The organism is Streptomyces luteoverticillatus, assembly GCF_003970715.1.
GTDB lineage: Bacteria > Actinomycetota > Actinomycetes > Streptomycetales > Streptomycetaceae > Streptomyces > Streptomyces abikoensis.
The window spans coordinates 366,751-388,399 of the sequence record NZ_CP034587.1 but is presented as its reverse complement, the minus strand read 5'-3'; the positions used below and the strand labels follow the sequence as shown (position 1 = coordinate 388,399).

The 21,649-nt window shown below is 72.7% G+C and carries 22 protein-coding genes; 11 read left to right on the top strand and 11 right to left on the bottom strand.

Annotation, left to right across the window (positions count from 1 at the left end):
* Nucleotides 1–102 precede the first annotated feature (102 nt).
* The gene (locus EKH77_RS01755; protein ID WP_126912672.1) at nucleotides 103–852 is read left to right on the top strand and encodes an HNH endonuclease family protein; all 750 of its coding nucleotides are present in this window, start codon (nucleotides 103–105) and stop codon (nucleotides 850–852) included.
* Complete coding sequence (locus EKH77_RS01750; RefSeq protein ID WP_126912671.1) at nucleotides 849–1,130, top strand: hypothetical protein; 282 nt, start codon at nucleotides 849–851, stop codon at nucleotides 1,128–1,130. The genes EKH77_RS01755 and EKH77_RS01750 overlap by 4 nt, the downstream gene beginning before the upstream one ends.
* A gap of 9 nt (nucleotides 1,131–1,139) precedes the next feature.
* Here EKH77_RS01750 and EKH77_RS32845 read toward each other — a convergent pair whose 3' ends face one another.
* On the bottom strand, nucleotides 1,140–1,502 hold the full coding sequence (locus EKH77_RS32845) for a hypothetical protein (RefSeq protein WP_164737694.1): 363 nt from the start codon (nucleotides 1,500–1,502) through the stop codon (nucleotides 1,140–1,142).
* A gap of 116 nt (nucleotides 1,503–1,618) precedes the next feature.
* Between EKH77_RS32845 and EKH77_RS32840 the strand changes: the two genes are divergently transcribed.
* From EKH77_RS32840 to EKH77_RS01710, 8 genes are all read left to right on the top strand, one after another.
* Nucleotides 1,619–2,002, top strand: a complete 384-nt coding sequence (locus EKH77_RS32840; protein WP_164737693.1) for a hypothetical protein — start codon at nucleotides 1,619–1,621, stop codon at nucleotides 2,000–2,002.
* Between the two features lie 650 nt (nucleotides 2,003–2,652).
* Entirely contained in the window at nucleotides 2,653–3,906 is a 1,254-nt protein-coding gene (locus EKH77_RS01740; RefSeq protein WP_126912669.1) for a S8 family peptidase, read from the top strand.
* A 208-nt stretch (nucleotides 3,907–4,114) separates the two neighbouring features.
* Complete coding sequence (locus EKH77_RS01735) at nucleotides 4,115–4,333, top strand: hypothetical protein (protein WP_206279792.1); 219 nt, start codon at nucleotides 4,115–4,117, stop codon at nucleotides 4,331–4,333.
* 122 nt (nucleotides 4,334–4,455) lie between these two features.
* The gene (locus tag EKH77_RS01730; protein WP_126912667.1) at nucleotides 4,456–4,686 is read left to right on the top strand and encodes a hypothetical protein; all 231 of its coding nucleotides are present in this window, start codon (nucleotides 4,456–4,458) and stop codon (nucleotides 4,684–4,686) included.
* A 144-nt stretch (nucleotides 4,687–4,830) separates the two neighbouring features.
* Complete coding sequence (locus tag EKH77_RS01725; protein ID WP_126912666.1) at nucleotides 4,831–7,209, top strand: Orn/Lys/Arg decarboxylase N-terminal domain-containing protein; 2,379 nt, start codon at nucleotides 4,831–4,833, stop codon at nucleotides 7,207–7,209.
* A 16-nt stretch (nucleotides 7,210–7,225) separates the two neighbouring features.
* Nucleotides 7,226–8,023, top strand: coding sequence for a 3-hydroxybutyrate dehydrogenase (locus EKH77_RS01720; protein ID WP_126912665.1), 798 nt, complete (start codon nucleotides 7,226–7,228; stop codon nucleotides 8,021–8,023).
* A 45-nt stretch (nucleotides 8,024–8,068) separates the two neighbouring features.
* Nucleotides 8,069–9,262, top strand: coding sequence for a saccharopine dehydrogenase family protein (locus EKH77_RS01715; protein ID WP_126912664.1), 1,194 nt, complete (start codon nucleotides 8,069–8,071; stop codon nucleotides 9,260–9,262).
* Nucleotides 9,263–9,509: 247 nt separating this feature from the next.
* Nucleotides 9,510–10,610 (top strand): calcium:proton antiporter, encoded by a 1,101-nt coding sequence (locus EKH77_RS01710; RefSeq protein ID WP_126912663.1) that lies wholly within the window; start codon nucleotides 9,510–9,512, stop codon nucleotides 10,608–10,610.
* Between the two features lie 52 nt (nucleotides 10,611–10,662).
* Here EKH77_RS01710 and EKH77_RS01705 read toward each other — a convergent pair whose 3' ends face one another.
* The 8 genes from EKH77_RS01705 to EKH77_RS01670 form a co-directional block, all read right to left on the bottom strand.
* Nucleotides 10,663–11,853, bottom strand: coding sequence for an MFS transporter (locus tag EKH77_RS01705; protein ID WP_126912662.1), 1,191 nt, complete (start codon nucleotides 11,851–11,853; stop codon nucleotides 10,663–10,665).
* On the bottom strand, nucleotides 11,850–12,869 hold the full coding sequence (locus tag EKH77_RS01700) for an agmatine deiminase family protein (protein ID WP_126912661.1): 1,020 nt from the start codon (nucleotides 12,867–12,869) through the stop codon (nucleotides 11,850–11,852). Before EKH77_RS01700 ends, EKH77_RS01705 begins: the two co-directional genes overlap by 4 nt.
* A 73-nt stretch (nucleotides 12,870–12,942) precedes the next feature.
* Entirely contained in the window at nucleotides 12,943–13,806 is an 864-nt protein-coding gene (locus tag EKH77_RS01695; RefSeq protein ID WP_126912660.1) for an aminoacyl--tRNA ligase-related protein, read from the bottom strand.
* On the bottom strand, nucleotides 13,796–14,071 hold the full coding sequence (locus EKH77_RS01690) for a phosphopantetheine-binding protein (RefSeq protein ID WP_206279791.1): 276 nt from the start codon (nucleotides 14,069–14,071) through the stop codon (nucleotides 13,796–13,798). The genes EKH77_RS01695 and EKH77_RS01690 overlap by 11 nt, the downstream gene beginning before the upstream one ends.
* Nucleotides 14,055–14,942 (bottom strand): diiron oxygenase, encoded by an 888-nt coding sequence (locus EKH77_RS01685; protein WP_126912659.1) that lies wholly within the window; start codon nucleotides 14,940–14,942, stop codon nucleotides 14,055–14,057. Before EKH77_RS01685 ends, EKH77_RS01690 begins: the two co-directional genes overlap by 17 nt.
* A gap of 95 nt (nucleotides 14,943–15,037) precedes the next feature.
* Nucleotides 15,038–16,393 (bottom strand): condensation domain-containing protein, encoded by a 1,356-nt coding sequence (locus EKH77_RS01680; RefSeq protein WP_164737692.1) that lies wholly within the window; start codon nucleotides 16,391–16,393, stop codon nucleotides 15,038–15,040.
* Nucleotides 16,394–16,541: 148 nt separating this feature from the next.
* The gene (locus EKH77_RS01675) at nucleotides 16,542–17,309 is read right to left on the bottom strand and encodes an antibiotic biosynthesis monooxygenase (protein WP_126912657.1); all 768 of its coding nucleotides are present in this window, start codon (nucleotides 17,307–17,309) and stop codon (nucleotides 16,542–16,544) included.
* A gap of 133 nt (nucleotides 17,310–17,442) precedes the next feature.
* Nucleotides 17,443–18,375 (bottom strand): LysR family transcriptional regulator, encoded by a 933-nt coding sequence (locus EKH77_RS01670; RefSeq protein ID WP_126912656.1) that lies wholly within the window; start codon nucleotides 18,373–18,375, stop codon nucleotides 17,443–17,445.
* Nucleotides 18,376–18,462: 87 nt separating this feature from the next.
* Here EKH77_RS01670 and EKH77_RS01665 point away from each other — a divergent pair, with 87 nt between their 5' ends.
* The gene (locus tag EKH77_RS01665) at nucleotides 18,463–19,851 is read left to right on the top strand and encodes an MFS transporter (RefSeq protein WP_126912655.1); all 1,389 of its coding nucleotides are present in this window, start codon (nucleotides 18,463–18,465) and stop codon (nucleotides 19,849–19,851) included.
* A 24-nt stretch (nucleotides 19,852–19,875) separates the two neighbouring features.
* Here the strand turns inward: EKH77_RS01665 and EKH77_RS01660 are convergent, their stop codons facing one another.
* Nucleotides 19,876–20,787 (bottom strand): LysR family transcriptional regulator, encoded by a 912-nt coding sequence (locus EKH77_RS01660; RefSeq protein WP_240667175.1) that lies wholly within the window; start codon nucleotides 20,785–20,787, stop codon nucleotides 19,876–19,878.
* A gap of 184 nt (nucleotides 20,788–20,971) precedes the next feature.
* Nucleotides 20,972–21,646 carry a type 1 glutamine amidotransferase domain-containing protein gene (locus EKH77_RS01655; RefSeq protein WP_126912654.1) on the bottom strand — a complete coding sequence of 225 codons (675 nt, stop codon included), beginning with the start codon at nucleotides 21,644–21,646 and terminating at the stop codon, nucleotides 20,972–20,974.
* Nucleotides 21,647–21,649 lie beyond the last annotated feature (3 nt).

Below are 21,649 nucleotides of genomic sequence, written 5' to 3'. Positions count from 1 at the left end.
TTCACACGATCGGGGAGGGGAAGATCTCCCGGTGGCCGGCCTGCACGTAGGATCGAACGTTATGCCGGATGTGTGTGTTGTGATCGAAGGGGTTGTCGGAGAATGAGGCTTCGTCAGGGGCGGGTCGCGGCGCTGGTGGTCGCCGTGTGCGCGGTGGGGGCCACCCTCGCCGGTTGCGGAGGCAAGTCCGGTGACGCGGCCGCGTCGTCCGGCTCACCGTCGCGACCGGCCGGCGCGTCGTCGGCGGCGTCCAAGGCGCCCGCGCCGTCGGGCGAGGGGAAGAACCGCGCGGGCGACCCGCTGCCGGGGCTCCCGACGACGGGCGAGGCCCGCAAGCAACTGGCCGCGCTGAAGGCGGAGAAGCCCCACTCGATGTCCGGCTACAGCCGCGCCAAGTTCCCCCACTGGGCCCAGCAGGGCAACAAGTGCGACACCCGGGAGACGGTCCTGGAGCGGGACGGCAAGGGCGTGAAGCGGGACGGCGAGTGCCGGGCCGTCGAGGGGACCTGGCACAGCCTCTACGACGACAAGACCGCCGACAAGGCCGGTCAGGTGGACATCGACCACATCGTGCCGCTGGCCAACGCCTGGCGTTCGGGCGCCGACAAGTGGGACGACGACCGGCGCAAGGCGTTCGCCAACGACCTGACGCACCCGCAGCTGCTCACGGTCTCCGCCGCCTCGAACCGCTCCAAGGGCGACCAGTCCCCGGACCAGTGGCAGCCGCCGGCGAAGAGCGCCTGGTGCTTCTACGGCCGGGGATGGACCTCGGTGAAGTCCACCTATGGCCTGAGCGTGACCGAGGAGGAGCGAGGCATGCTCACCAAGATGCTGGATACGTGTACGTCATGAACACAGGAGCGAGCCAGGAGCGCTACGAGGACAAAGTGACCGCCGGACCGGGTGGGGCGATGACCGACGACGTCGGGGTCATCACCGGCGACCTCACCGTGGTCACGGCACGACGCCCCGACGGACTGGCGGACGTCCGCGTGCAGTACACCGGCGCCGAGGAGTGGTACACGCTCACCGGCGGCCCCCGGGCCGTGCCGCCCGGGGGACTGCGGGCCTTCCACGAGGCCGTGCTGGCCGCGATCCGCGCCGGGGGCGCGGCCGAGGTGCCGCGCTGACGCGCTGGGTCAGCGACGCCGCGCGCCGGCCGAACGCGGCCGCAGCAGCGCCGCCGCCAGCACGGCCGGAGCCGTGATCAGCAGGGTGAGCGTGACCAGCGGGATGCCGTGCACCCGCTTCTTGTTGAGGGCCTTGAGAACGCCGTGGTGGGCGGACCCCTGGGGATAGCCCGGTCGCGGCCGGGGCCGAGGCGGTGGCGCCGGGGCGCGAGGGGCGGGCGCGGGCGGCGGCGGTGCGGGGGCCGCTCGCGGTGGGGTGTCGCCGACGGGCACGACGCCCGGAGCCCGTGCCCCGGGCGCGGCGGCTCCCGGCGGCGCGGGCAGCCCGGGCAGCCCGGGCCGGCCGGGCTGACCCGGCTGCCCGGGAGGCATGGGCGCGGGGACGCCCGGCGCCGGCGGCGCGCCCGGAACGGCCGGTGCGCCGGGGGCCGGTGGCGCGGGCGGCGCCGGGGGAGCGGGCGCGGGGGGCGCCGGAGCCGGAGGGGCGGGTGGGGCGCCTGGTGGTGCGGGCGGTGCTGGTGCCGGTGGTGCGCCCGGGGCGGGCGCCGGGGGAGCACCAGGCCCCGGTGCCGGAGGCGCGGGTGCGGGTGGTGCCGGTGGTGCGCCAGGGGCACCCGGCGCCGGGGGAGCGGGCGCGGGCGGCGCGGGAGCCGGAGGCGCGCCCGGTGCCGGGGGTGCCCCCGGTCCGGGCGGCGCGGGCGCCGGAGGAGCGCCAGGCCCCGGTGGCGCGGGTGCGGGTGGTGCCGGTGCGGGAGCCGGTGGCGCCGGTGCCGGAGGGGCGGGGGCCGGTGGGGCCGGAGCAGGCGGGGCCGGCTTGCGGCAGCGCAGCCACACCTCCGCGTCCGCGTTCGCGGGAGGTACCTGCGCGTTGACGTTCAGACAGCCCGTACCGCTGTCGATGACCTCGGCGTTCACCGCGCCGCCCAGAAGGGACGCGGTCACATGGGTCGGCGGGTGCGGGAGCAGCGCCAGTGGGTTCGGCAGGTGGTGGAGGACAGCCGTCACCGACGTGTCGCCGAGCGCGGCGTGCGCGCCGCCGTCGTCCGCGGCCGCCTCGCCCGCCGGCGCGAACACGGCGAGCGCCGCCAACACCCCCGCGTGTGTAGCTCTTCGCCATCCCGTCACGGGGACAGCCTGCACAACCGAGCGTGTGTACAGCCGTGTTCGCGCCCGGATTCCTCCGATGGGCGGAAAAATCGCCGAGCGTACCCGTAAGAGGTTTATTACGCCGACAAGACGACGGCGAACAAGTCGCGTGTGCAAGAGATGAGTTGTCTGTGTCGGCGTTGTAAAACGTGACAGCAGTTATCAGGAGCCACTGTCCAACTTGCCTGTGTTCCTTGCTGTTTGTAGTTCCGCAAGAATGTTGCGTATGCCACACATCTTCGATCGGTGTTGATCTGAGCGCGTCAACGCTGCCAGGGTTTTGGATCACCCGGAGCGAATCCGTGTTCGCCCCGGGTGTGTCGTGTGACCGAACACGCGACGCCCCCCCACAACTCCACGAGGAGGAACCCTCGTTATGGCAGCCCACAAGCGCACCGGCAAACGACGTCTCGTCCTGGCGATATCCACCGCCGCGGCCGTGACGGCCGGAGCCACCCTGCTGGCCCTGCCCGCAGGAGCCAGTGCGCCCGCGGAAGGCACCGTCTTCGGAACGGCGTCCAAGGACGCCGTCGACGGCAGCTACATCGTTCTGCTGAAGGACGGCGTGAAGGACGGCGCGAAGGGCGTGGCGAAGAGCGCCGACGCCCACGCGGTCTCGACCGAAGGCAAGGGCCTGGCCGAGCGGTACGGCGGCAAGCTGGAGCGTACGTACACCTCCGCCGTCCACGGCTTCTCCGCCAGCGGCCTCGACCTGAAGGAGGCGAAGCGGCTCGCCGCCGACCCCGCCGTCGCCAAGGTCGTCCAGAACCACCGCTTCACGGTCAAGGGCGCTCAGGAGGCCCCACCCTCCTGGGGCCTGGACCGGATCGACCAGACCGAGACCAAGGGCGACGGCAAGTACACCTACCCCGACAGCGCCGGTGAGGGCGTCACCGCGTACGTCATCGACACCGGTGTGCGCATCAGCCACAAGGACTTCGGCGGTCGCGCCTCATACGGCTTCAACGCCGTCGACAACAACGACAAGGCCGACGACGGCAACGGCCACGGCACCCACGTGGCGGGCACCATCGCCGGCGCCGCGCACGGCGTGGCCAAGAAGGCCAAGGTCGTGGCGGTGCGGGTGCTGAACGCCGAGGGGCAGGGCACCACCGAGCAGGTCGTGGCCGGCATCGACTGGGTCACCAAGAACCACAAGGGCCCCTCCGTCGCCAATATGAGCCTCGGCGGCGGCGCGGACGAGGCGCTCGACGCCGCCGTCCAGAAGGCCATCGCGTCGGGCGTCACCTTCGCCGTCGCGGCGGGCAACGAGTCCACCGACGCCGGCCAGGGCTCCCCGGCCCGGGTGAAGGAGGCCATCACCGTCGCCTCCAGCACCAAGGACGACAAGCAGTCGGACTTCTCGAACTACGGCGCCGTGGTCGACCTCTACGCCCCCGGCTCGGACATCACCTCCGACTGGAACGACAGCGACTCCGGCACCAAGACCATCTCCGGTACGTCCATGGCCACCCCGCACGTCACGGGTGCCGCCGCGCTCTACCTCGCGGGTCACAAGGACGCCACCCCGGAGCAGGTGGCGAACGCCCTGACCCAGGGCGCCACCGCCGACAAGATTGCCAACCCCGGTGCGGGAACCCCCAACAAGCTCCTGAAGGTCGTTCAGTAGCACCCGATGGTTCCTCCCCGCTGCCCCCGGCCGGTCGCCCGGCCGGGGGCGGTCGCGTATGGTCTCCCGGGCGTGATTTCCCTTTCGGATTGCGACACAAGGGTGAGTAATTCGCTTTGTATTTGATTGCACACCCTTTCAGGCTGCACAGTTCCGTTAAGCGGAAACATCACGTTCCGCCGGTAACCCAGTCACGACAGTCAGGGGAGTGATCGTGAAGGGCATGAGGATTCAGCAGATTCGGCGGTACGCGCCCCACCGTCATCCGCTCGCCGATCAGGTGCACGACGCGCTCACCGTCGTGATCGTGATCGTCGTCGTCGCCGTCTGTTCCCGGGGAATGAGCCCAGAGGCGCTGGGGCTCGTCGGGTTGGTGGCGACCGTCATCGGCTCACGATCCCGGGCGGGCGCCGGACAACGGGGATAGTCGCCCCTTGGCGAGACCTGGACGGATTCCCGGCGCGCCCTTGCCCCGCGCTTTGTTCCCACCCCGAGGGCGCGGCCCGATGATGGCCGGATATGTGCGTCACCAAGGCCAAAGGGGTGCGGATGAACGCTGACAAGGGCATAGACGTCGTCGACTTCGCGTGCGCGCACTGCGGACTGAGCTGGACCCATGAGTACGAGGTGGTCCGCTGCGCGACGTCGAGCGGTTTCGAGCGGGAGTGCTTCAGCATCCACGACCTGCCCGTGATGCCCCCGTACAGCTGGGAGGGAGCGCCCGAGTGCGCCCGGTGCGGCCACTGGGTGGTGGGAAAACTGGCCATGCGGCGCTCATGACCCACCGCGCCGCGACGCGTTGACATCGCCCGGAGAATCGCCCCGGAGAGTGGTTTGCCCGCCGGAGGAGCACAGACGGCAACAGTCCGCCAGGACACTGCCGTGGTCCGGACAGGCGGATCATCTCAACAGACGGGGGATGCCATGATGGGCGGCACGGTGCTGTTCGCGCTCGACGAGGACCCGCTCGGCGCGGGCGCCGCGGGCGGGCAACTGCGCAGGATCCGCGAGGAGGTGGAGGCCCACGGCCTCGAAGTGCGCTGGGCCCGCACCGGGACCGACGCCGGGGCGGTCCTGCGGACCGAAGCAGGGCTGGCGGCCGCCGTGGTGGCCTGGGACCTCCCGCCGGGAAGGCGGAGCCCGGCGCGGAAGGACGCGGAGAAGGACCGGGAGAAGGACGGGGACGAGCCGGGCGGCGCCGCGGTACTGCGCCGGATCGGACGGCGCTTCACGGACCTGCCCGTACTCCTGGTGATGTCCGACGGCGCCGACGACGACCTCGAGCGGCTGCCCCTGTGGGTGGCGGAGACCGTCGTCGGCTACGTCTGGCCGCTGGAGGACACCCCCGCGTTCATCGCCGGCCGGATCACCGGCGCGGCGCGCGCCTATCGCCAGTCGGTCCTCCCGCCGTTCTTCAAGGCGCTGCGCCGCTTCGACGACGCGCACGAGTACTCCTGGCACACCCCGGCCCACGCCGGAGGCGTGGCCTTCCTCAAGTCGCCCGTCGGGCGCGCCTTCTTCGACCACTACGGGGAGCGGCTCTTCCGCAGCGACCTGTCGATCTCCGTCGAGGAGCTCGGCTCCCTCTACGAGCACACGGGCCCGATCGGCGAGGCCGAGCGCAACGCCGCCCGGATCTTCGGCGCCGACCGCACCTACTTCGTCCTCCACGGCAACTCCACCGCCGACCGCATGGTCGGCCACTACTGCGTCGCCCAGGACGAGATCGCCCTGGTGGACCGCAACTGCCACAAGTCCGTCCTCCACGGACTCGTCCTCTCCGGCGCCCGCCCCGTCTACCTCGTGCCCACCCGCAACGGCTACGGACTGGCCGGCCCGCTGCCCCCGGCGGAGATCGGGGCGGCGTCCGTGGCCGGCCGCGTCGCCCGCAACCCGCTCACCCCGGGCGCGGTGTCACCCCACGCCGAATACGCCGTCCTCACCAACTCCACCTACGACGGCCTGTGCTACGACGCGATCCGGGTCGCCCGCGAACTCGCCCCCAGCGCCCCGCGCGTCCACTTCGACGAGGCGTGGTTCGCCTACGCGCGCTTCCACCCCCTCTACGCGGGGCGCTACGGGATGTCCGTCGGCCCCGACACCTTCGACGGGCCCGACCGTCCCACGGTCTTCTCCACCCAGTCCACGCACAAATTGCTGGCGGCGCTGTCGCAAAGTGCGATGGTCCACATCAAGCCATCACCCAGGGCACCCGTCGAACACGAGCGGTTCAACGAGGCGTTCATGATGCACGGCACGACATCGCCGCTCTACCCGGCCATCGCCTCCCTCGACGTGGCGGCCGGGATGATGGACGGGCCGCAGGGCCACTGGCTGGTCGACGAGGCGGTCACCGAGGCGATCCGCTTCCGTCAGGCCGTCGTCCGCATGGGGCGGCGTGTCGCGGCGGCCGGTGACCGCCCCGGCTGGTTCTTCGGCGCCTGGCAGCCCCCGGCCGTCACCGACCCGGCGACCGGCGAGCGTTACGACTTCGCCGACGCCCCCGCCGAGCTGCTGCGCTCGCACGCCTCGTGCTGGCAGCTGGAACCGGGCGCCGACTGGCACGGCTTCCCCGGCCTCGCCGACGGCTATTGCCAGCTCGACCCGGTCAAGGTCACCCTCACCTGTCCCGGCATCGACGCCACCGGCGCCTGGGCGGAGTGGGGCATCCCGGCCCGGGTCCTGACGGCCTACCTCGCGACCCGCAACATCGTCGTGGAGAAGACCGACAGCTACACCACGCTCATCCTCTTCTCCATGGGCATCACCAAGGGCAAGTGGGGCACCCTGCTGGACGCCCTGATGGACTTCAAGGCGCTCCACGACGAGGACGCGCCCCTGGACCGCGTCCTGCCCGGCCTGGTGGACCGGTACCCCCGCCGCTACACCGGCACGACCCTGCGCGAGCTGTGCCGGTCGATGCACGACCACCTGCGCGACGCGGACCTCGTCGGCCTCCTCGACACCGCCTTCCAGGAGCTGCCCCGCCCCGTCGTCCCGCCCCAGTGGTGCTACCAGCGCCTCATCCGCCGGGGCACCGAGCGCGTCCGCCTCGCCGACGCGGCGGACCGCGTGGCCGCGGCCATGGTCACCGTCACCCCGCCCGGCATCCCGGTCCTGATGCCCGGCGAGTCCATCGGCGCCGCCGACGGGCCCCTGCTGCGCTACCTCGGCGCGCTGGAGTCCTTCGACCGCCGCTTCCCCGGCTTCCGCAGCGAGACCCACGGCGTCACCGTGGACGACGAGACCGGCGACTACGCGATCGAGTGCGTACGCCAGGACGAGGACATCCCCGCCTGTTGATGCCTAGGGTGCGGGTATGACCGCCACTTCCGTACCCGCACCCCCGCCCGGCGCCCCCGGTCACCACGGCCGCACCGCGCTCGTCACCGGAGCCGCGAGCGGCATAGGGGCGGCCTGCTCCTTACGGCTCGCGGCCGCCGGGGCCCACGTCCGCGCGCTGGACCGCGACGCGGCCGGCCTCGACGGCCTCGTCCGGCGGGCGCGGGACCTCCCCGGGGCGGTCGAGCCCGTGGTCCTCGACCTCACCGACCTCGACGCCGCCGAACAGGCCGCCGCCGGCGCCGACATCCTCGTCAACAACGCGGGCATCCAGCTCGTCCGCCCCGTCGAGGACTTCCCGCCCGACGCCTTCCACACGATGCTCACCATCATGCTGGAAGCCCCCTTCCGGCTGATCCGCGGCGCCCTGCCGCACATGTACGAGCGGGGCTGGGGCCGCGTCGTCAACATCTCCTCCGTCCATGGACTGCGCGCCTCCGCCTACAAGTCCGCCTACGTCACCGCCAAACACGGCCTCGAAGGGCTGTCGAAGACCGTGGCCCTCGAAGGCGCCGCGCACGGTGTCACCTCCAACTGCGTCAGCCCCGGCTACGTCCGCACCCCTCTCGTGGAGAAACAGCTCGCCGACCAGGCCGCCGCCCACGCCCTGCCCGTCGAGGACGTCCTGGCCGACGTCCTCCTGCGCGACACGGCGCTCAAGCGGCTCGTCGAGCCGGAGGAAGTGGCCGAGGCCGTGGCCTACCTCTGCGCGCCGCACGCCTCGTTCGTCACCGGCACCACCCTCGTCATGGACGGCGGCTGGACCGCCCACTGACGCGCGCGGGCGTAAGGTGGCCCGGACACGGGAGACGGAGGCGCCATGAACAGACAGGACGGTCCCCAACGGCCCTACGACGTCGTGCTTTTCGGAGCCACGGGGTTCGTCGGCGGGCTCACCGCCGAGTACCTGCTGGAACACGCGCCGGAATCCTGCCGGCTGGCGCTCGCCGGACGTGACCGGAAGAAGCTGGAACGGCTGCGGGAGCGGCTCGCGGCGGTGGACCCGGCGCGGGCCGCCGAACTGGGGATCGTGACGGCCGACGCGTCCGACCCGGCGGCCGTGCGGGCGCTCGCGGAGTCCGCGCACGTCGTCGCGTCGACCGTCGGGCCGTACATCCGCTACGGCGAGGAACTGGTGGCCGCGTGCGCGGAGGCCGGCACCGACTACACGGACCTCACGGGCGAGCCGGAGTTCGTGGACCTGATGTTCCTCCGCCACGGCGCGCGGGCCCGGGAGACCGGCGCGCGGATCGTCCACGCCTGCGGCTTCGACTCGCTGCCGCACGACCTGGGGGCGTACTTCACCGTGCGGCGGCTCCCGGAGGGCGTGCCGCTGACGGTCGACGGATTCGTCCAGGCCATGGGGCTGGTCTCCGGCGGCACGCTCGCCCCGTCGCTGACGATCCTCGCGCGGCGGAACCAGGCGGCGGCCGCGGCCCGGGAGCGGCGGCGCCACGAGCCCCGGCCGGCCGGTCGGCGGGTCGCCGCGCCGCTGGGCGCGCCGCGGTTCAGCAAGGAGACGGGCACGTGGGCGCTGCCGCTGCCCACGCTCGACCCGGTGGTCGTACGGCGCTCGGCCGAGGCGCTGGAACGTTACGGCCCCGACTTCCGCTACCGCCACTACGCGTCCGTGAAGACCCTGCCGATGGCACTGGCCGGGCCCGTCGCGGTGGGCGCGGCGGCGGCCCTCGCTCAGGTGCCGCCCGTCAGGTCGTGGCTGACGGCCCGGTACGAACCCGGGCGCGGGCCGGACGCGCGATGGCGCGAGCGCGGCTGGTTCCGGCTGCGGTTCGTGGGCGAGGGCGGCGGACGGAGGGTGTTCACCGAGCTCACGGGAGGCGACCCGGGCTACGGCGAGACCGCGAAGATGTTCGCCGAGGCGTCGCTGTGCCTGGCGCTGGACGACCTGCCGGTGACGGCCGGACAGGTCACCCCCGCCGTGGCGATGGGCGACGCGCTACTGCAGCGACTGGCGGCCGCGGACCTCGCGTACCGCGTCAGGCACGCGCGCTGACGCGGTCCGCGCGACGGGGCAGCCGGGTCCGGTTCAGCACTGGGGACGGCGGCCGTGGTTGGCCGCGTGCTTGCGGCGCTGCTTCTTCTTGCGACGGCGCTTCGAGGACATGACGCCTCCTCTCCGAGGGAGCTTCCGTTCCAGGGGAGCTTCCGTCCAATTTATCCGGCTTACGGATGGTTCGCTCGGTGATGGGGGTTCGAATCACCCTTGGTCGGGTTTTCCGGTCATCTGCGAAGCTTGGGGCATGACGATTCGGTTCCGCTCACCCCTCGCCCACTGGCCGGCCGTCGTGCCCGTCGTGGCCGCCGTCGTGCTGGCCCTGACCTGGGGACGGTCACTGTCCGTCGGGCTGGTGGTCGTCGTGAGCTGCTGCCTGGCCGGTGCGGTCCTCGCCGCGGTGCACCACGCGGAAGTCATCGCGCACCGGGTCGGTGAACCGTTCGGGTCACTGGTCCTGGCGGTCGCGGTGACGGTCATCGAAGTGGCGCTCATCGTCACGCTGATGGCCGACGGCGGCGAGAAGAGCAGTTCCCTGGCCCGGGACACCGTCTTCGCCGCCGTCATGATCACCTGCAATGGCATCGTCGGCCTGTCCCTGCTGGTGGGCGCCCTCCGGCGGCGGGTGGCGGTGTTCAACGCCGAGGGCACGGGCGCCGCCCTCGCGAGCGTCGCGACGCTCGCCGGCCTGAGCCTGGTCCTGCCGACCTTCACCACCAGCACCCCGGGGCCCCGGTTCTCCCCGCCCCAGCTCGTCTTCGCCGCGACCGCCGCCCTCATCCTCTACGGCCTGTTCGTCGCGACCCAGACCGTGCGCCACCGCGACTACTTCCTGCCCGTGACCGCCGAGGGCGAGGTCATCGACGGCGACGACCACGCCCACCCGCCCTCCACCCGCGTCGCCCTGGTCAGCCTCGGCCTGCTGGGCGTCGCCCTGGTGTCGGTGGTCGGCCTGGCCAAGGGCGTCTCGCCCACCATCGAGTCGGGCGTGGCGGCGGCCGGCCTGCCCGCCTCGGTCGTCGGCGTCGTCATCGCGATGCTGGTGCTCCTCCCCGAGACGATCGCGGCCCTGCGCGCCGCCCGCCGCGACCGCGTCCAGACCAGCCTCAACCTCGGCCTGGGCTCGGCCATGGCCAGCATCGGGCTGACCATCCCCGCCGTCGCGGTGGCCTCGGTGTGGCTGGAGGGCCCGCTCGTCCTCGGCCTGGGCGCCACCCACATGGTGCTGCTCGCCCTCACCGTCGCCGTCGGCACCCTGACCGTCATCCCGGGCCGGGCCACCGTGCTCCAGGGCGGCCTCCACCTCTCGCTCCTGGCCGCCTACATCGAGCTCGCGGTCACCCCCTGAACGCAAGGGGGGGGCGGCTCGGCCGTCGCCGAGCCGCCCCCCTCGCGTGCCGTCAGCCTTCCGTCGTCCGGTGGTGGGCGTCGTGCGCGGGAACGGCCCGGCTGCCCGCGGCGATCAGGAGCGCCGCCACCGTCGTCAGCCCGATCCCGGTGCGCAGCGTGCTCGCCTCGGCGACGAACCCGATGACGACCGGACCCACCAGCAACCCCGAGTAGCCCATGGCCGACACCTGGGCGATGGCCGCGTCCGACCGTCCCGGCGCGACCGTCCCGGCCAGCGACATCGTCAGCGGGACGACCACGCACACCGCCAGGCCCGTCAGCGCGAACCCCGCGATCGCCACCGGCGCCGACCCGGCGGTGACGACCACCAGGACGCCCACGGCCGTCGCCCCGCCCGCCGCCGCGAGCAGCGACCGGCCGCCGACCCGGACGCGCAGCCGGTCGCCGAACAGCCTGCCCGTGAGCGTCGCGAGCTCGAAGGCCGGGTAGGCGAGCGCGGCGAGCGCCTCGGAGGCGTGGAGGTCGCCGTGGAGGAGCAGACCGCTCCAGTCGGCGACCAGCCCCTCCAGCAGCAGGCCCAGGAACGAGATCGCGCCGATCACATAGACGCTCGCGGGCAGGCCCCGCCGCCCCTCGGACGTCTCCTCCTCGGCAGGCTCGTCCAGATACGTCCCGCCCACCGCCAGCGCGACCGGCAGCGCGCACACCGCGACGGTCACCACCGAGGCGGTGTACGAGACGTGGAGGGCGGCCAGCAGCGCCGCCAGCAGGCCGCCCGTCACCGCCCCGGTGCTCCACCCGGCGTGCAGACCGTTCATCAGCGGCCGGCCGGAGAGCCGTTCGACCAGGCTGCCCTGGGCGTTCATCATCGTCTCGGCGACCCCGGAGGTGACCCCGAAACAGGCGGCCGCCGCGAGCAGCAGCGGATAGCTGGGGCTGAGGCCGAAGAGGCCCACCGCGACGGTGACCGCCGGGGCGCCGACGCGCAGCAGCGCCCGGTTGCCCACGGCGGCGACGAGCCAGCGCACGCACTGCATCGTCACCGTGGCCGCGACGCCCCAGGTGAGGATGAGCACCCCGACCTTTCCGGCGTCCAACCCCAGCTTGCCGGCGAGCCCCGGGAGGCGCGCCACCAGGATGCCGTTGACCACGCCGATCAGCGCGAAGGTGACGACGACCCCCGCGTGGGCCCGGCGCAGGGCGGCCGCTGGTACACGTATGTCACTGTCGGCGCTGCTCACGACGCTCCCGCCTCCCCGCGTGCGGCGGGCAGTTGCAGCGTCACGCAGTGGATGCCGCCGTCGCCGAGGGCGAGGGCCCGGGCTTCCACGCCGACGACCTTGTGGTCCGGGAAGACGGTCGCGAGGGTGGCGAGCGCCCGCGCGTCCGCGTCGGTGCCGGCCAGGGGCACCACCACTCCGCCGTTGGCGATGTAGAAGTTGGTGTAGCTGACGCCCACGTCCTCGCCGTACGCGCGCACGGTCTGCCGGGGCGGCAGCTCGGTGATCTCCAGGCGGCGGCCGTGTACGTCGGTGGCCGCCGCCAGGACGGCGAGGTTGGCCTTGAGCCGCGCGTGGTCCGGCCCGGCGGGGTCGCCGGGGGCCTCGACGACGATCCGGCCGGGCCCCACGAACTGGCACACGTGGTCGACGTGTCCGTCGGTGTCCCCTTCGAGATGGCCGTAAGGCAGCCAGATCACCTTCGTGGCCCCGAGCAGGTGCCCCAGCTCGGCCTCGATGTCGTGCCGGTCCAGCCGGGGGTTGCGGTTGGGGTTGAGCAGGCACTGCTCGGTGGTGATGAGGGTGCCCTCGCCGTCGACGGTGACCGCCCCGCCCTCCAGCACCGTCATGCTGCCCCGGCGCGCCACGCCCAGCGCGCGCAGGAGCCGTTCGCCGGCCTTCTCGTCCTGGTCGTAGGGGAAGAACCGCTCGCCGAAGGAGTTGAACCGGAAGTCCACGCCGACGGGTTCGCCCGCCGGGCCGTGGACGAAGACCGGGCCGGAGGCCCTGAGCCAGGAGTCGTCCAGCGGGATCTCGACGGTGTCGATGTCCACGCCGCACAACTCCCGCACCCGGCCGGCCCGGCCGGGCGGCACCACGACGGTGACGGGCTCGAACTCCGCGACGGCCCGCACCGTCGCCGCGTAGTCGCGCTCGGCGCCCTCGAAACCGTCACCCCACAGCGCCTCCCGGGTCGGCCACGCGATCAGGCAGGCCGCGTGCCGATGCCACTCCGCGGGCATCCGCAGTCGCTTCACAACACTTCTCCTCAGTCAAAAGGACGGCCGGTGAGCCGCCGTGGAGGGGCTCACCGGCCGGTTCCGGATCCGGCTAGGCCGTCACGGGGGCGAAGGACGTCACCGCCTCGTACGCCGCGTCCCAGTCGCCGTCGAAGCGGCCCGCGAGCACGTGCAGCCACCGCTCGACGCCGAAGGCCACGCAGGAGGTGCTGGCCTGGACGCCGGACACGAGGATGTCGGCCCGTTCGCCGAAGAAGTTGCGGTGGTAGTTCACCGATGCGATGGCGAGCCCGCCGCCGCTGAGGAACTCCTCCTTGGTGGGGAAGAGCTTCTGCATCACGGCACGGGAGCCGTTCGCGTCGAAGAACGGGTCGGTGGCCGTCTCGGTCACAAGCTTCAGCCCGAGGTGGTCGGCGAACCGCAGGATGAGCGACTTGTGGGTGTCGAGGTGGTCCTTGACCGTCTCCGGGTCGCCGATGGCGATGATCTCCCGCATGGTGAAGCCGTGGAGGCGGCGCAGCCCGGTGTACTCGTTCTCGCGGCGGAAGCACTGCGCGATCGTCGTCAGCTTCACCGGCCGGTCCAGCCGGGCGCCCGCGAGGGACGCGTAGGCGTTGTAGCAGGCCGCCGAGGGGAGCATCAGCGCGGCGTCGGCCAACCGGCCGGCGCCGAGCCGCTCGTCGCGGGCGACCGGGTGCCGGGGCAGCCCGCTCGTGTCCGAGGTGTCCACGGGGGCCGCCGCGAGCGCCAGGTGGGGGAAGTTGACGAAGTAGTCGAAGCGCGCCAGGTCCGCGACCCGGCTCAGCGGGGGATAGAGGACCTCGGCGGCACCGGCCGCGGCGGCCCAGTTGGTGAACACCGCGTCGAGGGCGGAGCGGAGCCGGACGGCGGTGGGGCCGAGGGTGACGAAGCCGTCGGCGACGTCGACCGGCGGGAAGAGATGGTCACCGGTCACGGCCGGCACCCCCGATCATCGCGTGGATGCGGTTGAGGGTCCGGAAGTTCTCCACGTCGATCGTGCCGGGATCGACGGGCGCCCCCGTGACCTCCTCCAGCAGCACGAGGAACTCGACGAACGCGAGCGAGTCGAGGATCCGCAGCTCGATGAGGTCCTGGTCCCAGTCGAGGGCGTCGGTGGCGTCGTTGGCGCGCCGGAGGAAGTCGACGACCTTCTCCATGGCCTCGTCCGTCCCCGTGGCCTTGTCACTTGCTGACGTCATTGCCGACCCCCCAAGCGGTCTGGAAAATCCCGGCTGCCACGAAGAACCTGTCGACGCGGGCCATCACCTTGCTGTGGAACGCCTCGCGCACCGGGTGCGTCATCGCCGCCCTGCGCGTCTCGAGCGCCTTCGGCATCCCGGAGTCGCGATAGGCGTGGGGGCTGTAGAGGCTGCGCACCGAGTACGTCATATAGGACTTGATGTAGTTCTCGATCTCCAGGCGGCGCTCGGGCCCCGCCTGGTCCTGCTCGCAGGCCCGCGCGTAGAGGTGCTTGAGCAGCTGCTTGCCGAACGCCACGTGCCGGCTCTCGTCGTGGTGGTGCACGGCGTGGATCTCGCGCAGGATCGCGGGGATCTCGGCGGACTTGCCCAGGCGGCTGTTGAAGTAGTCGAAGATCTCCTCGAAGATGAGGATCCTCGCGAAGACCACGACGTCCTCCCAGGCGGGGCCGAAGCCCTCGCCGCGCACCGGGGAGTACGCCTCCGGGTAGATGCCGCCCGCGTAGCGGTAGCAGAACTCGGCGAAGAACCACATGTGTGCGTTCTCCTCGCCGAGGAAGTGGTGGAGGTATTCGTTGTAGTCGGCGAAGTCCGGGGTGTGGATGCGCTTGGACACCCCGATCATCAGCTCGCGGATGCCGTGGACGTGGAGGCTGAAGAAGTTGACGGTCTCCCGGCGGGCGAGCGCCTTGAGGATCCGCTCGTCCTCGACCAGGCCCGTGCCGTGCGTGGTGAGGTACTCCGGGGTCATCCACCAGGAGTCCTCGGGGACCTCGTCGGGCCAGGAGAACCGGGTGTAGGGGTTGTAGTGGTCGTGCCGCGACTTCTCGGAGAGCCGCGCGAGCATGGCGCCGCTGCCGGCGTCGTTCATGGTGCACCTCTGACTGGCCGCCCGGAGGACGGCGGAGGATTCGCGATGGGTGGTGTTGCGTGGGGGATTCGGAAAGTCGGATACGGCCGTGGTGGTCAGCCGCCGGCGGCGGGCACGCGGCCGGCCGCGGTGAGGAGGGAGTTCTCCAGCGCCCGGAGGAAGTCCTCGGTGTCCGCCGGCGCGAAGTGCGCGGCGTCGCAGGTCAGGGAGAACTTCATGGCGTCGCCGTCCTCGTCGACCACGAGGTAGAACGGCTCGCGCTCGGTGACCGGGAGCCAGGTGAGCGTGGAGTCGCCCAGCAGGTCCCGGGGGTCCGTTCCGGGGGCGAGGGGGACGGGTTCGGTCCGGCCGCGTTTGTCGTTGAAGCAGTGGGAGAGCTTCAGCGGGGCGTCGGGCCCGTCCCCGAGGCGGCCGAGCAGCTCGGTCAGGGCGTCGGTGGCGCAGCCCGCGTTCCGGTAGGCGGTGATGGACGCCCGCCAGGAGCGCTTGACGACCTCGAAGGCGTCCGCCGCGCCGGTGACGTCGACGGAGAAGTACGCCTCCTGCATCAGGGTCGCGACCATGTGCCGCAGGTCCCGGTCGAAACGCTGGGAGCTGGTGAGGAGGAGGTCCACGGTCCCGCTGCCGGTCCGCTCGGCGAGCAGCGCGGCCGCGCAGCCGAGGACGACCGAGGTGGTGCTCAAGCCCATGTGCCGGGCGATGACGCCGGTGGCGAGGTTCGCGGCGGGGGAGCGCAGGGCGGCCCGGTGGTGCCGGGGGCCGGTCGTGGGCGTGCCGAGCGCCGGGGGCAGGGGCAGGAGTGGCCGGCCGCCGAAGGTCGTCTCGATGTGGCGCAGGGTGCGGGTGCCCCGGGCGACGCCCTCGGGCGATGCCTGGTGGTTCGCGAGGTCGGCGGGGCGCGGCGCGTCGTCGGCGAGCGGGGGCAGGTTACCGCCGTCGCGGAAGTAGGCGCGGACCTCCCGGAGCAGGGCGTCGAGCCCGAACCAGTCGACGGCCATGTGCGAGAACGCGTAGACGGCCGCGCGGACGTCGCCGCCGGAGACGACCAGCCCGATCCGTACGGGCAGTTCGTCGGCGTACGAGAAGGGCCGGGAGGCGAAGTCCTCGCGGAACGCGGCGGCCGTCCCGGCGACGCCCGCCCCGTCCGCGCGTGCCACCGCGACGGGGACGCCGCCCTTGCGCAGCACCCGCTGGAAGACCCGTCCGTGCCGGTCGCGGGGGAAGAGCGTGCGCAGCGCCTCGTGGCGTGAGACGAAGAAGGAAACGGCCCGCAGGCAGTGGTCCTCGTCGAGGCGCGTGCCGTCCGGGACGTCGATGACGCCCACCACGTTGTAGACGTGGTCCTCCGGTGCCGCGTCCTCGATGAGGGACCAGATCTCCTGCTGGCTCCAGGTGAGGCCGGCCTCGACGCTTCGCGTGCCCGTGAAGGCCACCTGTTTTCGTTCGATCACGCCGTCGTTCCGCCCCCGTGTCGACCACCGCTTGTCATGAGCATCTCTGCGGTTCAGAGGGTGATCATTATTGGGGAGCGGTACCGGCGGCACAAGGCTTCCCGCGCACTTGATCGTTGAGGGGAGATCGTGTGGGCGGTCGTCCGGCTCACTCCGGATAGCGGCCGGTGCGCACCCACTCCTCGATCGGCGGCCGGTCGCCCAGGCCGACGTACTCGACGCGCGCGCCCAGCAGATCCGGTGCGGTGATCACGGCGAACGGGATGGCTCCCGGCCCGGAGCGGAAGTACGCGTCCACACCGATGCCCTGCCGCCGCAGCCGTTCGAGCCGGGCGTCCATGTCGGGCTCCCACACGCCGTAGTAGAGGATCTTTCCGCAGTGGGCGGCCGAGATGATGCCGTCCCCGGCGGCCTGGATGAGCTCGTAGTAGGGCGCCCCCGTGCGGGAGAACACGGCCGTCAGCTCGGCCGGGTGGGGGTCCGGGTCCTCCAGCCAGGGGATCCGGAAGACGTGCGGCTCGGTGAACTCGATGCCGAGCACGTCGGAGTGGAGCGCCACCGCCTTCTCCAGGTCGGGCACCACCATGCCGACGTGGAACAGGGAATCCGGCACGGAGTCCGGCACCGGCACCACGTTCCGGCAGGTGGTGACCTTCGGGAATTCCGTCAGGCAGGCCAGCAACCGGGGCAGGAATTCCCGGAGATGGCGCGAACCCTGGTGGGACTCCAGCGCCGCCGCGTCACGGTACTCCTCGATGACCAGGCGGCGCAGCGGCGATTCCTCGGTGCGGACGTAGTCGAAACGCAGACAGCCCGGCTCGCTCTCCAGAATGGCATCGCGCAATCCGGCCATCACGGCGTCGAGTTCCTCTTCACGGCCCGGGACGACCTGCTGCTCGGCTATCACGGTGATCACGCGGATTCCCCCTTGAACTCCGGTAGGAAACCGAGTGAAGCAGCGGTCCGGTGGCCCGGCAAATAAGGAGAGGTCGCAGGGGGCATCGCCCGCTGAATATCCGCATTTCCGCGGCCGTCCGCCGCCGGGCGGGTCAGGCGGAGCGCGCCACCCCGGTGAACGACGCCTCCGCCGCCCAGGGCGCGTTGCGGCGGGCCAGGGAGACCAGGGCCGTCAGAGAGCGCTCGGCCGGGCCGAGCCCCGTGCGCCAGCGGGCCTCGATGCTGACCGGTTCCAGGCCCTGCCGGACGTCCAGCTCGACCAGCTCGCCCGTCTCCAGGTCCTGCCGGACGGCGAGGTGGGGGAGGAGCGCGATGCCCCGGCCGTGGGCGGCGAGGCGGCGCAGCGCGGCGAGGGAGCCGGTGACCATGCCCAGACGGGCGCGCGGGGCCAGGTCCCGGCCGAAGCGGTCGACGAGCATCTGCGAGGTGCAGCCCGCCTCGGCCACCAGGAACTCCTCCTCCAGCAGCTCCTCCGGGGCGAGCCCCCGGACCCGCGCCAGCCGGTGCCCGGGACCGGCGACCGCGACGGTCCGGTCGTGACCCACCACGGAGCACGGGTCGCTGCCCGGGACCCCGTTGTCGAACAGGAAGACCAGGTCCAGCCGCCCGGCGGCCAGTTCCTCCTGGAGCACGCCCCGTCCCGCCACCCTCAGCCGCACCTCCGCCGCCCCGGTGCCCGGACCCGCCGCCCCGCGCCCGAACGCCGCGAGGATGTCCGGCAGCCACTCCACCGCGAGCGACTCCAGCGCCCCCAGCCGCAGCCGGGGCGCCCGGTCGCCCACCGCGCGCCGCATCCGCTCCTCCAGCTCCAGCGCCTCCCGCGCGTACGGCAGCAGCAGCCGCCCCGCCTCGGTGAGGGTGGTGCCGGTCGGCGAGCGGCGCAACACCTCCGCGTCCAACTCGCGCTCCAGCCGCCTCAGCTGGACGCTGAGCGTGGACTGCGCGTAGCCGAGCGCGGCGGCCGCCGCCGAGATCCCGCCCGCGTCCACGACCGCCACGAAGGCCCTGAGATAGCGAGAGTCCATGGCCCCCAGCATGCCATCGGGAAGTCCGATGGGGCCATCGAAGAACCGGCCTGGCCGGATGTCCCCCGGGCCACGAGCCTTGGGGCCATGTCCACAACGAATGACAGAGCCGCGCGGATCCCGCGGGCGGCGTCCGGAGCGAAGCACGGCGCGCCGCGCCCGGCCGCCCCGGGCCTGCTCTTCGCCGGGGTCGTCGCCGGCAACTTCCTGGTCCTCCTGGACACTTCGATCCTCAACGTGGCGCTGCCGGACGTACGGGAGGACCTCGGCGCCCCGGCGGCGGCCCTGCCCTGGGCTGTCGACGCCTACACCGTCGTCTTCGCCGGGCTGCTGCTCGTCGCCGGCGTCGTCTCCGACTGCTTCGGCCCCCGGCGGGTCTACCGCACGGCGCTCGTCGCCTTCGGCGCGATCTCGCTGCTCAGCGCCCTCGCCCCGAACGTGGGGTCCCTGATCGCCGGACGGGCGCTGCTGGGCGTGGCCGCCGCCGGGCTGGTGCCCGCCTCGCTGGCGCTGCTGGCCCGGCTCCACCCCGACCCCAAGGAGCGGATGCGGGCGGTGGGTTCCTGGGCGGCGCTCAGCAGCATCGGGCTGATCGCCGGCCCGGTGCTGGGCGGCCTGCTCGTGGACCAGGGCGGCTGGCGGCTGGTGTTCCTCGTCAACCCGCCGATCGCCCTCCTCGCCCTGCTGGCCGCCCGCCGGCTCAGCGGCGAGCGGCCCGAGTCCGCCGCCCGGCCCGACCGCGCCGGGATGCTGCTGTCGGTGCTCGCCCTGGGCACGCTCACCTACGGGCTGATCGCGGCCAATACGGACGGCTGGGGACGGCCGCTGCCGCTCGTGGCGCTGGGCGTCGCGGCGGTCGCCCTGGTCCTGCTGGCGCTCGCCGAGCGGCGCGCCGAGGCCCCCGCCCTGCCGCCCGCGCTGACCGGCCTGCCCCGGGTCCGCGCCGACCTGGTGGCCGGCGGAATGGCGTCCTTCCTCTTCTACGGGCTGCTGTTCGCCCTCACCCAGTGGCTCGTCGACGAACGCGGCCTCTCACCCCTGAAAACCGGGCTGGCGTTCCTGCCGATGACCCTGCCCATGTGCTTCATGCCGTACTTCACCGGCCGCATCGTGGCGCGCTGGGGCGCCCGGCCCGTGCTGTACGCGGGGCTGGGACTGGACGCCGCCGCGGGCACGGCGCTCGCGTTCTGCTCGCAGGACTCCCCGTTCGCCCTGATCACCGTCGCGCAGGTGCTGCTGGCCTTCGGCTCGACCCTGGCCATCCCGGGAGCCACGGCCGACATGGCGGCCGCCGCCCCCGCCCGGTACGCCGCCACCGGCCAGGGAGCGCTCAACGCCTGCCGCCAGGCGGGCGCCGCGCTGGGCGTCGCGGTGCTGGGCACCCAGGCTACCCTCCACGCCTCGGGCGTCACCCTGGCCGTCGGCGCCGTCCTCTCGCTGGCCCTGGTGGCCGCGGCCCGCCCGAAGCCCGAGTGAGTGCCGGTGCGTCGCGGGCCGGGCTCAGCCCCACAGCGGCGCCTTCAGCAGCAACTGGCCATGCACCAGCTGGACGTGAGGCTGGTGCCGGCCGCCCGCGCGGGTGGTGAGGTAGATGGTGTTGATCGGCGGGATCTCCGGCTCCAGCAGCGGCACCACCTCACCACGCGCCAGCTCGTCCCCGCACAGATACGTGGGCAGCACGGAGATTCCCGCCGAGGCGCGCACGGCCGCCAGGACGCCCCGCAGATCGGGCACCACCACGGCGGGCACCGTCCCGGGCGCGGCGTCGAAGACGCTGCTCCAGTAGCGGCGCACGATGGGCAGCGACTCCGCGTAGGCGATGACCGGGTACTTCTCCAGCACGGCGGGGCCCTCCCCGGCCAGCCGGTCCAGCGGGATCTCCGCGCGCAGCCCCGGTGAGGCGAGCAGGACGAACTCCTCGTCGAAGAGCGCGATCGCCGAGAACGCCCGCGACCGAGGCCGCTTGGTGGACAGCACCAGGTCGAACCGGCCCTCCGACAGCTCCTGGAGCAGCGCGTCGGCCGGCCCGAACCCGCACCGCAGCCGCACCCCGCTGCGCACGAGCTCGCCGACGGCGGGCAGCACGCGGGTGGTGAGCAGCTCGTTGGGCCCGCCGAGGAGGACGGGCCGGTCCGCCACCGCCTGGGAACAGCCGGTGAGCCGGTCGGTGACCACCCCCAGGGTGTCGATGGGCGACTCCACCTCGCGGATGAGGGTCTCGGCCGCCGGAGTGGGACGCGCCCCTTCCGGCATTCTCTCGAAGAGCTGTCTGCCCAGCTTCGTCTCCAGCGCCCTGATCTGCTGGGTGACCGCCGGCTGGGACAGCCCGAGCTCCCGCGCGGCCCGGGTGAACGAACCGCGCCGGTAGACGAAGACGAAGGTACGGAGCCACCCCAGCTGCATGGACTGCATCGGCCTGTCTCCCCCGTGATGACGCCGACAGTACGTTCGCTGTTCGCACTTAAAGATGCTCTGCGGGGGTGAGGCGTTGCGGCGGAAGCCGAGCTTGTGGGTACGGCATACGGAAGCACCAGCTCCCCGGGGAGCTGGTGCTTCGCGTTCGCGCGGCCCGGTCCCGGGCGGTGGCGCGCCCTCGCTAGGGCCGCAGGGCGGCCAGCGCGAGCCTGGCCACCTTGACGGCGGAGGCGGGGTTCTGCCCGGTCACCAGGCGGCCGTCGGCGACGGCGTGCTCGGTGAAGTCCGGGGCCTTGGAGAACTTCGCGCCCCGCCGCGTCAGCGTGGTCTCCAGCGGGAACGGCACCACGTCGGTCAGCCCGACGGCCGCCTCCTCGTCGTCGGTGAACGACGAGACCTGCTTGCCCTCGACGAGATGGGTCCCGTCGGAGAGCTTCAGCTCCACCAGTCCGGCCGGCCCGTGGCACACCGCGGCCACCACGCCGCCGCGCTCGTACACCCGGGCGCCGAGCGCGGCCAGGGCCGTGTCGTGGGGGAAGTCCCACATGGTGCCGTGCCCGCCGGCGTAGTAGAGGATGTCCACCGCTTCGGCGTCCACCCGGTCGGCGGTGGGGGTCTCGCCCAGGGCGCGCCGCGTCGCGGGGTCGGCGAGGAATTCGGCGACGACGGTGTCGTCCGGCTTCACCCCGTCCCGGGGCGGGGCGCCGCCCTGCACCGAGACGAAGCCGATCTCGCAGCCCGCCTCCGCGAACACCCGGGCGGGGTGGGCGACCTCCGGTACGTAGAAGCCGGTGGCGCGCCCCGTGTCGCCCAGCGTCCCGTGGCTGGTGAGGGCGAACAGAACCTTGACGGTCATGAC